The 12,984-nt window shown below is 60.9% G+C and carries 6 protein-coding genes; all 6 read left to right on the top strand.

Going from position 1 to position 12,984, the window contains the following annotated elements; all coding sequences use genetic code 11:
• The first annotated feature begins 66 nt into the window (after positions 1-66).
• The 6 genes from ACRQ1B_RS06075 to ACRQ1B_RS06050 are packed head-to-tail and all read left to right on the top strand — an operon-like array spanning position 67 to position 12,911.
• Positions 67-696, top strand: coding sequence for a hypothetical protein (locus ACRQ1B_RS06075; protein ID WP_432292742.1), 630 nt, complete (start codon positions 67-69; stop codon positions 694-696).
• Positions 696-2,726: a phage tail protein gene (locus tag ACRQ1B_RS06070; protein WP_432292741.1), complete on the top strand. Its 2,031-nt coding sequence runs from the start codon at positions 696-698 to the stop codon at positions 2,724-2,726. The genes ACRQ1B_RS06075 and ACRQ1B_RS06070 overlap by 1 nt, the downstream gene beginning before the upstream one ends.
• 12 nt (positions 2,727-2,738) lie before the next feature.
• Positions 2,739-3,308: a hypothetical protein gene (locus ACRQ1B_RS06065; RefSeq protein WP_432292740.1), complete on the top strand. Its 570-nt coding sequence runs from the start codon at positions 2,739-2,741 to the stop codon at positions 3,306-3,308.
• Entirely contained in the window at positions 3,308-6,601 is a 3,294-nt protein-coding gene (locus ACRQ1B_RS06060) for a lysozyme (protein WP_432292739.1), read from the top strand. Before ACRQ1B_RS06065 ends, ACRQ1B_RS06060 begins: the two co-directional genes overlap by 1 nt.
• Entirely contained in the window at positions 6,601-10,611 is a 4,011-nt protein-coding gene (locus ACRQ1B_RS06055; RefSeq protein ID WP_432292738.1) for a hypothetical protein, read from the top strand. Before ACRQ1B_RS06060 ends, ACRQ1B_RS06055 begins: the two co-directional genes overlap by 1 nt.
• Positions 10,612-10,670: 59 nt before the next feature.
• Positions 10,671-12,911, top strand: a complete 2,241-nt coding sequence (locus tag ACRQ1B_RS06050) for an SGNH/GDSL hydrolase family protein (protein ID WP_432292737.1) — start codon at positions 10,671-10,673, stop codon at positions 12,909-12,911.
• The last annotated feature ends 73 nt before the right edge of the window (positions 12,912-12,984 follow it).

Here is a 12,984-nt window from a genome sequence, read left to right as displayed (position 1 = left end):
CGTTCGCGCGCCTTGCCCTCGCCGGTCCACGCCCCGGCGAGGGTTTGCCGTTTCTGGAGATCTATCATGGCACTGCTCACCGTTCTCGATATCGTCAACACCGCCTGCGCCATGATCGGCGAAGAACCGGTTCAAAGCCTGACCGATGATCTCGGCGGCGGCCAGAGCGCGTCCGTATTGCTCGAGGCGGTCATCGACTTCAATCTTGGGCTCCAGCCATCCGGTTTTCATTTCGCGCGTGAGGTTCGCCAGTTGTCACATCTCACCGATGCTGTCGCTTACACCGGCTTCGAATTCGTGTTTGAGGTTCCAGGGGAAAAGATTGGTCCTCCTGTATTCTTCACCGACGACCCCAGTGATCCCGATCGGCGCTATACGCGTTTCTTGCTGACCAGCGGTCGCGTGCACGCCGATGATAATCCGCTTTATGCCATGGTCAATTTCCGCCCGGATCCGCATCTATGGACGGCGACCTTCAAGATGGCGACGATTACAGCCCTCTCCGGTTATCTGGCCTTTGCCATTGCTTCGGATCGGAATACGCAGGCGCAGCAGCTGCAGGCAGCTTACGGCACGCCATCGGAAAATTTCCGCGGCGGCCAGATGCGCGCAGCACTTTCCGAGGATGGTTTCGCCAATCCGCCGCGCCGGGTCTCTGTCGCCCGTAATCCGCTCGAAGCAAGCTGGAGGGGCTGATGGTCTCTCGACCTGGTCGCATGCAATCCGCCTTCACCGCCGGCGAGCTTGGTGAATATCTGTTCGACCGTACCCAGCTCAAATATTTCTCCACCGGCCTGCAGCATGCGGAGAACGTGGCCATTATCCCGCAGGGTGGTTTTCGCGTCCGGGATGGCTTGCGTCATGTCGGCGATCTTCCTGCTAATGCTTCGAAGATACTGCCGTTCCACGCATCTACTGGCGCCGCATACGATCTCGTTTTTTCGGGAGAGGTCTGTCAGATCTGGACCGCGTCAGCCATCACAGCCACGATCGTTATACCGGGCTTGTCACCCGTCGTTGACGAGATGACGGAAGCTCAACAGTCCGACACGATGCTTTTATTCCACGAAAACCTGCGCTCCAAGCGGATCCGCGCGACGGACGCGGGCTGGGTCGTAGACGATTTGCCGTTCGAGAACATCCCAAATTATGACTACGGGGGAGACTACACAAACGGCGTACCCGCGCGCTGGCGGCTGGAATTCGTTGGCCTTGAGGCATTCACGTCGATCTTCGTTGTTACCGTTTCCGGCCAAGAAACAAAGGCGTTGACCTACGTCGCCACGATGCCGGATTTGGCCGATGCCATCCGGGCGGCAGTCGAGGAGCTGGCCAATGTTTCTCCTGGTATTGAGGTAACCTCCCCCTCCGACAAGGTAATCGAAATCCTGTTTACCGGCGATGGCAACGAGGGCGATGGCTGGGCTGTTTCCGGACGCGTCATCAACAAGGCCGATGCAGCGATTACGGCTTCCAAGCGCGTGCCCGGTGTCATGCCGGGCGAGCCGGTCATGTCGCCTACTCGAGGATGGCCGCAGTGTGGCGTCTTCTGGCAGCAACGCTTATTAGTCGGTGGCCTGCGGTCACTGCCGAATGCATGGCTGATGTCTCTTCAGGGCGATTACTTCAATTACGATCTACGATTTACTGAAGCCAACGGCCCCGCCATCATTCCCATGGATAAGGCGGGTGGTGAACGCATCGAGAGGATGGTCGCCTCGCTGAACCTGCTGATATTCACGACGCAGGCAGAGTACTGGATCGCCGAGCGTGCTCTTTCCAAGGTGGAGGCGCCGAACCATGTGCAGGCGTCACGCAATGGCATCAAGCGCGGCGTGCCGGTCATCGAAAACGAGGGTGCCGCGATCTGGTGCCATGCGAATGGATCCACGATCGGAGAGCTTCGATACACGGATGTCGAGGGTAACTTTGTCGCGATTGACACATCACTCCTCGCTTCCCACCTTCTCGAAGACGTTGTGGACCAGGCGTCGCGCAGATCTTCTGCCTCGATGGATGGAAACCTGCAGGCTATCATCAGAAAGGACGGCCAAGCGCGCCTTGTCACCTTGTTGCGTGAGCAGGAAGTCACCGCTTACAGTCGGTTTTCCGCAGACGGACTATTCAAGGCGACCGCCAGAAACGCACGAAACGAGCTGTCATTCGTCATCGAGAATGCCGGTACGCGCTCTCTGCAGCGGCTCGAACCGGGTTTGTTGCTCGACGAGGCTATCGATATCGTTTCCGGCGCACCGACAACAGTCGTGCCTGGCCTCGCGCGCTTCAATGGGCGGCAGGTCTGGGTGATTGGCGATCGCGACGTTTTCGGGCCATATGTCGTCACCGGTGGGGCGATCACATTGCCGATTGCCGTGACGAAGACCACTGTCGGGACCTGGCGGCCGCCGATCGTATCGACCCTTTCTCCTCCGCGCGACATCGGTCCAAACACTGTCCTGAAGCGAAAAGCGCGGATCCACACTGTACATGTATCGATCGTCGACACCACCAGCTTGGCGATCGGCACCAATGGCGGTGCGATGCGGGAGGTCAACCTCCACCGTTATGGCGTGCTCGCTGATGTCGGCGAGCTTGACCAGGGCGTGACCGGAGAAATCAAAATCACCGGCCTGCGCGGCTATGCGGTCGCTCCCTTCATCACGATCTCCCAGCTACGCCCCGGTAGACTGAACGTCCGGTCGATTACCGTCGAGACTGCACTCTAACCGGGGATTTTCATGCAGCTGGCGTTCGCGGCGATCGGAAAAGTTTTCGCGGGCCTCGGCCTGTCAGGCGCGGCAGCGGGCACAGCCGGCGCGGCTGGTGCAGCAACTGGGGCTGCGACAACGGCTGCCGCTGGGTCTGGAGCGCTTGGCGCGCTGCAGGGTTTCTCAACCGTCCTCAAGGTTCTCGGCGGGATCGGTGCGGCTTCGGCCTCTGCAAGGGCGGACAACCAAGCCGCGGACCAGGCCGAACTGCAGGCTGGACAGGAGCAGCTCGGCGGTGAGCAGCGAAAAACGAAAATGACGCGCGAGCTCGCCCGCGTACTCGGCAACAATTCTGTGGCGTTCGCCGCTGCCGGCATCGATCTTTCACAGGGTATCGCGGCCGACAATGCCGCCCAGCAGAAACAGCGTGCCGCGACCGAGATCTCGATCGACCAGCAGGACACGGAATTTCGGCGTGCTCTCCTGCGCCAGCGTGCCGCCGGCCTGCGCGATCGCGCGAAGTCTACGAAAGGCGGCGCTTTGCTTGGTGCCCTCGGTGATGTTGCCGGTTATGGTATGAGCCTGGCGGAGCGCGGCTGATGGCAAACCGTTCTTCTCGCAACCCCGGCCAGCTCGCTCGTTTTGACGCCAGTGCCGGCATATCTCCTGATGTTCCCAGTTATGCGATCAACACAGGCCAGGCGGCAGAAATGCTGGCGCAGGCTGCAGGCAGCCTGTCTAAGCGTCTCGGGGCGATGGCCGACGCAGCGGCCAAGCGCGAGGGCGCCCTTGAGGGACTTTCCTCCCAGCAGGGCGGAGATCTCGGCACAACGTCCGCCTACATCCAGCATCGCGAGGCGGTAGACAGCGCTGCCGGTATGGCCGGAACCGGCCCCTGGGAACAGCAAGCCAAGGCGATCCTGCGCAAAGAGGAAGGGTTTCGAGAAAACCCATATTGGGACGTCAATGCGCATCGTGTCGGATATGGCTCCGATACGACCGTGACGGCTGACGGAAAGGTGGTCCGCGTCACCAAAGGTATGACGGTGTCGCGCGATGACGCCGAGCGAGATCTGAATTACCGTCTCACCAAACGCGAAGGGCTGCAGGTACAGCGTCAGCTCGGCGCAACATGGGATGCCCTGCCCGATCGGGCAAAGGCCGGTCTCGCATCGGTCGGTTACAATTACGGCTCTCTTCCGGACAACGTTGTAGCGGCCGCGCGCACCGGTGACATCGGCGCGATCGCCAACGCTGTCCAAGGCCTCAGCAGCAATCCGAAGCGTAGAGCGCGTGAGGCCGCAATCATTCGCGGTGCTGCAGGCGTTCCTGCGGGTGAGCGATCGCCCATGCCATCGGGTGATCAGCCGGGCCTCTTGGAAAAGGGAACTATAGATCTAGCCAAGCGGCCGGTAGTTGAAAACAGCGATGGCAGTATCAGCACTGTCCGCTCGATCTCGTTCGGAGAGGACGGTCGAGAGGTGTTGATCCCGACGGTATCACCGGATGGCAAGCTCCTTTCGGATGATGAGGCGATTGAACTCTACCGGTCGTCTGGGCAGCACCTTGGAAAATTTAAGCGGCCGGAAGACGCGAGTGCTTATGCCGAAAAGCTGCACGACGCGCAGGCCAAGTTCTATGCTCCTGATAAAAGGGCAAAGTCATCAACAGCTGTCACCGTCCCTACGCTCTCAACAAAGCCGCTCGCACTACGTCGAGATGGCACGATCCGTGGCGACGCATACGATGATGCCGCTCTTTCGGCTTGGGGCTGGCGCATGCAGGAAGGTGTCAGCAATGATCTTTCCGCCGCTGCTCTCGATAATCCGGACGATCCGCAAGCGTTTGCCGCGGCTGCCGGCGAGGTGCGTAAGAAATATCTCGATGAACTGCCTGCTGATCCTGTCGCGCGCGAGATGTTCGAAAAAAGCTTCGGACAACGGACGCAGGCCTATGCGCGCAATGTCGCGACCAAATATGAGGCAAACCTCAGGCAAGAACAGGACGCGGCCTTCAGCAGTGGTTATGCCGCGCGATCGGTCGACCTCGAGCGCCAGGCGCAGGTGCTGGGCGCCAATCCTGAAGGCGACCAGATCATCGGCGAACAGGTCGCAGAAATGCAGGCCTCCATCGATGGAGCCATCGCGCAGGGTATTCTCACGCCGGACCAGGGTGTCGCCCGCAAGGCCGATATCGCCAAGCGCGCGGCGCGGGGCCGGATCCAGGGCGTCTATGATGCGCTCCCTACAGTCGAGGAGAAAGAGCGCTTCGCCACCGGCATCATCGAGGAATGGAAAAGCGGCAAGGGTCCGCTGGCTTCCCTGCCCTTCAATGACGTCAAGGGCATGTCGGATACATACTTTGCCGACGCCCAGCGCCTCAAGAGTGCCCAAAAAACCACGAACAAGGCCGAGCAGGTTCGCGTCAAATCTCTGGTCGAAGACGATGTTGCCAGCATGCAGGACACCGGGGCCGGCGTCGCGGATCTCGATGAGCAGACCGTGTCCGACACGCTCGGCCCTGACAAGGCCGCGGAATGGGGTGCTGCACGCGAGCAGGCCTTGAAGATTTATCAGGCGACGTCGGGCATGGAAGGCGACGATCCGGACGAGATCACCACTCGCGTGGCGCAGCTTGCTCCGCAGCCTGGTGAGGCAGGTTATGCCGACCAAGCGAAAGTGTTTGCGGCCGCCAGCAAAAAAGCAGAGCTGATCCTGAAGGAGCGTGCAGCAGACCCGCTCGGACAGGCCGACAAGGCGGGCCTGATTGAGCTGCAGGCGATCGACACCACCAATGCCGATACGATCTCTGACGGCTTGATCTTGCGCAATCAGCAGCGAAAGGTTGTCGGCGACGCGTATGGTTTCCAGCCCCCGATGTTCAATCCAGAGGAAAGCAAGGCGCTGAAAGCGCAGATGCTATCACAGGATCCGGCCGTGCAAACCGCCGCCATGACGCAGATGGATTACCTGGCCGGCACTGACGGCATTCTCGCCGTGAAACAGCAGTTCGGTGACGATGCGGTTTCACGCGTCCAGGACTGGCAGGGCCGCCTGCGCTACATGACGCCCGACGAAATGACCGGCTGGCTGAAGGAAAAGGCCGATCCGCGCTGGCAGGAGCGTGTAAAGCCGCTTGTATCCAAGGGTGAAACCGAAGCCCGTAAGGTCAGCTTCGAGGATGTCGTCGACGCGCTCGATCAGAATTCCGTTTTCGATGTCATCGCGCCGACGGATCCGGACACGCGCCGCATGATGATGAGCGATTACGTTTCTCTCGTCGGTGACCGCTATGCCACGACGCAGGATCTCGATCGAGCCAAGGAGCAGGCAGTCGAGCGCATGCAAAAAATCTGGGGCGCCTCGTCATCGTTTGGCGAAAGCGGCGGCCGCCTCATGCTCTTCCCGCCAGAGCAACATTATCCGGCTGTTGCCGGCGCCCATGGATATATCCGCAAGGAATTGTCCGAAATCGCCGGCCGGCACAATGTGAAATCGGAAAACCTGTCTCTCGTATCCGATCGGAAAACCGAGGCAGCCGTCGATCGCGGCGAGCTGCCCGGTTACCTGATTTCCGTCGTCGATCCAAAGACCGGGCTCGACGAGCTCGTGACTGACGACAAGGGGCGCCCTCTCCGCCACTTCTTCGATCCGAAGGCGGCACAGGCATCCGAACTGCAGGCGGCCCAGGAGGAGCGTCGCACGCGTAACGACCCGTGGCTTGTTCTGCCCGGCGGAACGTCGATCGGGCCATTGTACGGTTTCGGCGCCGGCAAGGCCGACCTCGAGGACCGTGCGCGCCGGATAAAGGAGCTGCGCGATGAGCAACCGAAGCGCCTCGAGGAATACCGCAAACACATCGAGGCCCTGCCCTGGGACGGGATTGATAACTGATGCCTTCCATTCCTGACGAATTCGTGCCGCTGCGCTCTACGATCGCGCAGCCGGAAATGCCGGCGCCGGAAGATCCGTCACTGCTCGACACGATCGGCGCGGCCGGCGTCGAAAGCAACTGGGTCTATCGCGGCTGGCGCTACCTGAAAAACCATGCCGAGGTCGAGACGGATCCGGATCACGATCCGTTCGCGCTGATCAAGGACACGAAATACGAGGCGGATCCGCAGCGCTTCGCATTTTCCCGCAACGAGGACGAAACCCGCTCGATCATGGCCGAGTGGGACCAGGACGAAAACGCCCGATCGGTGATTTCTCGATCCGGCTGGTCCGGCACCGTCGCCGGCGTCGGCATGGGCCTGCTCGATCCGACCATCTTCTTTCCCGTTGCCAAGGTGTTTCAGGGTGCTGCGCGCGGGGCGAATGCGCTGCGCATCGGTGGTGATGTCGCGATCGCCGGTGCGGCCGGCGCGGCTGTCGGTGAAGCTGTCATGTATGGCACGACCGATGATTACACGGCTGGCCAGGTCGCGGCGAACATCGGGACTGCGACGATCCTTTCCGGATTGCTTGGCGCCGGCGCCGGCGCATTGATGTCCCGATCGGAGCGCCAGGCTGTCACCGGCCTCCTCAATGCCGATCGCCAAGCCTGGGGCGACACGATCGCGCCGCAGCCGCAGTCTGCAGGTGCTGCGGCTGCCGACACTCGCCAGCTTGAATTACGCACCGTGCCGGGCCTGGACAAGCTGCCAGACCCGACAGGGCGGATTTCTCCTCCTCGCCGCGTACTCAATTCCGGTTTCGTCAGCGCGCGCCGTGCCGTCGTCGACCTGGTCGAAACGCCTTACATCTTCGACGAAAACCTAGAAGGCGTGGCAACGACACAAGGCCCTGCCCTTTCCCGGCAGGTGACGCTGGAGGCCAATCGCGGCCGCGTCGCTGTCGCGGAAATGTTCGACAAGACATATTCGCGTTACCGCACCGGTGGCGACGAAAACTTCCTGCAGAAGAAACTGCGCGGCACGCGCGATCTCCTGCAGGGGCCGGATGACGGAAAGCTGCGCTTCCCCGATTTCAAGGACCAGGTCGATCTGGCGCTGCGCAATGGTGACCAGCATGACGTTCCAGAAGTGGCAGAGGCTGCCCGTTTCCTTCGTGCCAATGTCCTCGATCCGTGGCGGGACCGCGCCATCAAGGCCGGTCTCCTGCCTGAAGGCGTCGACGCCAAGACGGCCGACAGTTATATGATGCGCGTGTGGAACAAGCAACGCCTGATCGCCGATCGACCGGCTGTCGTGCAGCGGTTCGCCGATTGGCTCGATGGCGAAGAAGGCAAAAAGGCCCAGATCCAGGAGGCCCTGCAGGGGCACCGTAACCTGATGGATGGTTATGACGAGACCATCGAAAAACTTACCTCGCAGCTTGAGCGCGGGCAGAACGCTGCAGATGATCTGGAGGTTCGCCGGAGTGAAGTGCAGCGCCTCAACCAGTTCGCCTTCAAGCGATCAGCAAAGCTCTCCGAGCCTCTGGATGAATTGCGCGCCGCGATACGTTCCGTCGAAGAGGAGGCTGGCCCGCAGCTTGAGCGAATAGCAGAACTGGGAAATGCTATCCGCGATGAAAAGGTGAAGTTTCCGGATATCCGTGATGCCGACGCGCTTATCTTCAAGCTTGTAAGCGCTCATACGAAAATGCGCGAGGGCCGAGATATCGTTGCGGCCCTGGAAGGGCTCGATGAATTCGCCGAAGCGGCCGAGAGTGTGCGTTCCGGCTTCTCCGGAGGGATCACCTCGGCTCGCCAGAATGCGAAACAGGCTCGACGAGCGCTGGGTGCGGATGACCTCGTCGCGCTCGAGAAGGCTAGAACAAAAGCGCTCGCTGCTGCAAAGCCGTATCGTGACGAGTTGCGAAGGCTCCGAACTGACCTTCAGGCGGGTCTAGACCAAAAGCTGCCGGGTGCGCACGGTGGTGCCGTTTTCGAGACCGAGATCCGGAGCCGTGGCAACAGTCTGGCTGATCGGGCCTCTGGCCGGGCAGCCCAGGTCGATGACCTCGAGCGGCGCATCGCCGACCTAACGGCCAAGCGGGACGGTGTACGCGAGCAGATCGAGGAGCTGATCGGCAGGTGGGAAGGCAAGTCCGCCTCGGAGGCCAAAGCCGCGCTGCGCGCTCGATCGACGGCCGAGGCCGATCGCCAGGCGAAGGTGGATGCCGGCGAGTATTCCGGCAAGGGCGGCCGCCTCACCTCGGCCGATCCGGCCATCGATGACGCGGTTCGCCGGATCCTCGACAAGGAACGGCTGCGCGATCGCCGCGAGCTCGAGGACCTGGCGAATGAAATCGTCGAGCGCCTGGTCGGCAATCCGGATGGCCGCCTGCCCTATGATAGGCCCTCTGCTTCGAACGCCGGCGCTGCCGGACCTGCCATGCGAGGCCCTCTGGCTTCACGCGATTTCATGATCCCCGACAATCTGGTGCGCGAATATCTCGAGACCGATGTGCAGAAGGTTTCGGACATCTATCTGAATACGATGGTGCCGGACGTGCTTTTGACCGAGCGGTTCGGCGACGTCGACATGACGGAAACGTTTCGCCGCCTGCAGGACGAGCATGTCGCTCGAGCAGCTGCTGCCGGCAGTAACCAGGCGCGGACAAAGATCAAGGCGGAATATGACGACGTGGTCAAGGATTTGGCAGCCATGCGCGACAGGATCCGCAAGACCTACGGCTATTCCTCTGACCCTTCCCAGCGTTTCCTCGGCCGCATGGCATCGACGGCCGCACGGTTTGATCTGATCACCAATCTCGGCGGCGCGACCCTCTCCTCGCTTTCAGATCTCGCTGGCATGCAATGGCGTTATGGCATGACGTCTGTCCTGCGCAATGCTTGGGGGCCGATGTTCAAGGCCATGACAAACCCCGAGACCCGCAAGGCGGTCATGGCCCATAAGCAGCAGCTGCGGGCGCTCGGTATTGCGGCCGAGACCTACCTGAGCTCGAGGAGCCACAGCCTCTACGACTTGATGGATGTTTACGCACCAACCAGCAAGTTCGAGCGCGCTGTCAGCGTAGCGGCCGACAAGTTCGGGATGTTCAATGCCATGTCGCCCTGGACCGATTTCGCCAAGCATGCGGCCGGCATGGTCTCCAGCGCCGAGATCACTCGCGCCGTCGAGGCTTCTGCAGCGGGCAAGGCAAAGCCGCGCCAGATCCGCGACCTGGCCGAAAGTGGCATTGATGGCGTTATGGCGGAAAGGATCTGGAAACAGCTTTCCGCTGAAGGCGGTTCGGACGTCATCGATGGCATCAGGATCCCGAACGCTGGAGCCTGGTCCGACGCCGGCGCGCGCCAAGCGTTCGAAGGCATGCTCGCCCGCGACGTCGATCTTATGGTCCTGACGCCTGGTGCCGAAAAGCCTCTCATGATGAGCAAGCCAATCGCAGCCCTGATCCTACAGTACAAGACCTTTGTCACGGCAGCCAACGAGCGGCTGCTGGTGCGTAGCCTGCAGGCGCGCGATCATCAGGTGCTGCAGGGCATGGCGTCGGCGGTTGCGCTCGGCGTGCTGGCGGAATACGCCTACAGCCATGTCGCCAACCGGCCGGCGCCGAAAGAGGCCGCCGATTGGATCAAGGCCGGCGTCAACCGTTCCGGCATTCTCGGCTGGTACCAGGAAGGTAATTCCATCGCGGCAAAATGGACGGGCGGATCGGCCGACATATTCCGTGCCATTGGGGCGGACATGCCTGATGCCCGTTACATCAGTCGCTCGCCCGGTGCCGCCTTGCTCGGTCCGGTCTACGGAAAGTTCGAGACAACAGTTTCGAGCTTCGCCAAACTGACATCCAAGCTGCTGGGCGGAGATCAGGAGTGGAAGGCAAACGACACCTACCAGCTGCGCCGGCTGCTCCCTGCCCAGAACCTGTTCTACATCCGCCGCCTGCTCGATGGTGTCGAGGATGGGTTCAATGAGACGATCGGCGTCGAGCCCAAGGATCGTGGGCGCTGATCGGTTGACCTGACTTCGCGCATGGAAAAATCGCCTCATCACCAAATGGGGCTTTTTTCATGAGCGTTGTTCTGCCGATCATCGAGGATCCGCGTTTTCGCAAGATTACTGCAACAGCCGGTCAAACCCAATTCGCCATTGGATTTCCTTTTCAGCAAAACGACGATATCGAGATTTTGCATGAAGCCGACGGAAACTACGTAGAGCTTCCACGAAACCTATACGTCATCACCGGCGCGGGTGCCGCAGGTGGGGGCGTCGCAACATTTATTGCCGGCCGACCGGAGGGTGACGTTCTACTCGTGCTCGGGCGGGCAATTCTGGATCGCATCAGCTCGGTTGTCGCAGATGGTCGGTTCAGCAGTCACCTCATCGACGGTGAGCTTGACCGCAACAAGATCATCCAGCAGGAGCTCCGGCGTGATGTCGATCGCGCGATCACGACCGAATTCGGGGAACCCGGCATGACGATCGATGCCCAGATCAGGAATGGACATACGCTTGTCCGGTCTGGCGTCCGCTTCGTTGAAGGACCGAACGGGGCGGACATCGCAGAGGCAGGAGAAAACGCGGCGATAGCAGTGGCGGCGGCGGCGGCGGCGCAGGCAATCGCCAACGCGCAGTACCAGTTTGCAACCGAAGCTGATTTCGCTGCGGCGAGCATTCCTTGGCCGGCCATTAATCTTGTCCGTACTGGTGGTTACCACAGCATCGGCGATGGTGGCGGACATTTGAAAAAGAGGATTGCCGTGCCAGCGCCGGTGATGCCCTGGCACAGCCAAGATGCGAACGGCGGCTGGTGGGAGGTCGCCGAGGTTGTTCCGACGCTCGAGATGTTTGGTGCCAAGGGAGACGGCGTCACGAACGATACCTACGCGCGTGACAGTGCCTTGGCGTTCGCTGGACGAAACGGGACGGTTCATCTGACGGACGAAAAAACGTTTCTCGTCGATTATGACGGGAACGGTCAGGGGGCGAGCTTCGAGGGCGGCGGCGCGATCGTGACGGCTGTGCCGGGCGGATTGAGGCAGCGGAACACCTACGCCAACAAGGTCGGCAGGCTCCATCTCGGTCATGAGTACCTTAACAGGCCGTTTCAATACATGGCTCTCGGGCAGGGTGCCCTCTTCGGAACTTTTGCAATCCGCATTTTCGGGGACAGCACCGCGACGGATGGTTATGGTAACACGAAGCCAGGGCGTGTCATCGGTGACGCATTGCGCGCACGCGGCATTCCGAACCACGTCATCCACAATCATGCGGTTGCTGGAACGACCTGGGCGGATCTGAATGCGCTTCCATACGCCGGCGGCAACAATGCGGCTCTGATCTTCAAATACGCCGTCAACGATCCCGGTCTAGGCGTTACCTACAAGCAAGCTGCAGACGTTCTGCGGGCGAACATGGATGCGAAGCTCACCGCGCAGCGCGCTGCGGCAGGCATCAGTGTGCAGTCCATCATCCTTATGGGGCCGAATTCCACCTCCGACAGTCCGAACAAGCGCGATGAGCGCTGGTATGAGATGGTTCGCAATGTCTATGTCGAGATGGCGCGAAAGCATCAGTGCGCCTATTTCGACACTTATGGGCAGTTTCAGGATAGCCGCGGTGCTGCGGGCATCTGGATGGATGACCCCTACGGTGACGGGCGCGCGATCCACCCAGCCAGCGAAATGAATTCGTGGGTTTGGGGTGCTATGGTCGATGAGTTTTTCGGCGTCGGCGCTACAAACCAGTATGCCGTCAACACCGTCGGGAATTACGGCTCCGCCACGCAAAACCTTTCCCCCGCCGATCCGCTGAGTGCCTATGAGGACGCGGTTACCGTCATCCGCGCCTACAATGGCTGGCCGATGGATGGTTTCCTGGTCACACACAAGAACGTCGATAGCGGCGGATTTCAGCAGCTTTTCGATTATGACTACTACGGCAAGGTGATGACGCGTGTCTGGCGGACGGATATCAGCGTGTGGTCGCCCTGGACGGGGCAGGACGTCAGTGTTCCAAAGCAAGGAACCTGGGCGGATGCCGGCGCGCCGTATTCCCCACTAATTGCCCGGCGTGATGCTGCCGCTCGCGTACATCTGTCTGGTTTGATCACGGGCGGAAATGCCGCCGCGGGACAGGCAGTGGCTCTGCTGCCCGATGGCTTCCGGCCGCGCAACAATGAGCAGTTTCTTGTGCTCAGTGTTTCCAATTTTGTGGGCATCATGATCGCGCCGAGCGGGGTGATTTCGCTTCAGACGGCGGCGAGCGCCACCGCGCTGTCGCTCAGCGGCATCAGTTTCGACGCCAAGTGACCTTGCTGTGTTTTGATTGACCGCACACTCTCGACATTACCATCGGCTCCAGTGACCAACTGGGGCCGATCGC

Origin of the sequence: Endobacterium panacihumi, from assembly GCF_050847465.1 — a bacterium.
GTDB lineage: Bacteria > Pseudomonadota > Alphaproteobacteria > Rhizobiales > Rhizobiaceae > Neorhizobium > Neorhizobium panacihumi.
This window is presented reverse-complemented; position numbering and strand designations above follow the sequence as displayed.

What these genes read in the sequence shown, in the direction of transcription:
- ACRQ1B_RS06075 (WP_432292742.1), top strand. Translation starts at nt 67, where the DNA reads ATGGCACTGCTCACCGTTCTCGATATCGTCAACACCGCCTGCGCCATG.
- ACRQ1B_RS06070 (WP_432292741.1), top strand. Translation starts at nt 696, where the DNA reads ATGGTCTCTCGACCTGGTCGCATGCAATCCGCCTTCACCGCCGGCGAG.
- ACRQ1B_RS06065 (WP_432292740.1), top strand. Translation starts at nt 2,739, where the DNA reads ATGCAGCTGGCGTTCGCGGCGATCGGAAAAGTTTTCGCGGGCCTCGGC.
- ACRQ1B_RS06060 (WP_432292739.1), top strand. Translation starts at nt 3,308, where the DNA reads ATGGCAAACCGTTCTTCTCGCAACCCCGGCCAGCTCGCTCGTTTTGAC.
- ACRQ1B_RS06055 (WP_432292738.1), top strand. Translation starts at nt 6,601, where the DNA reads ATGCCTTCCATTCCTGACGAATTCGTGCCGCTGCGCTCTACGATCGCG.
- ACRQ1B_RS06050 (WP_432292737.1), top strand. Translation starts at nt 10,671, where the DNA reads ATGAGCGTTGTTCTGCCGATCATCGAGGATCCGCGTTTTCGCAAGATT.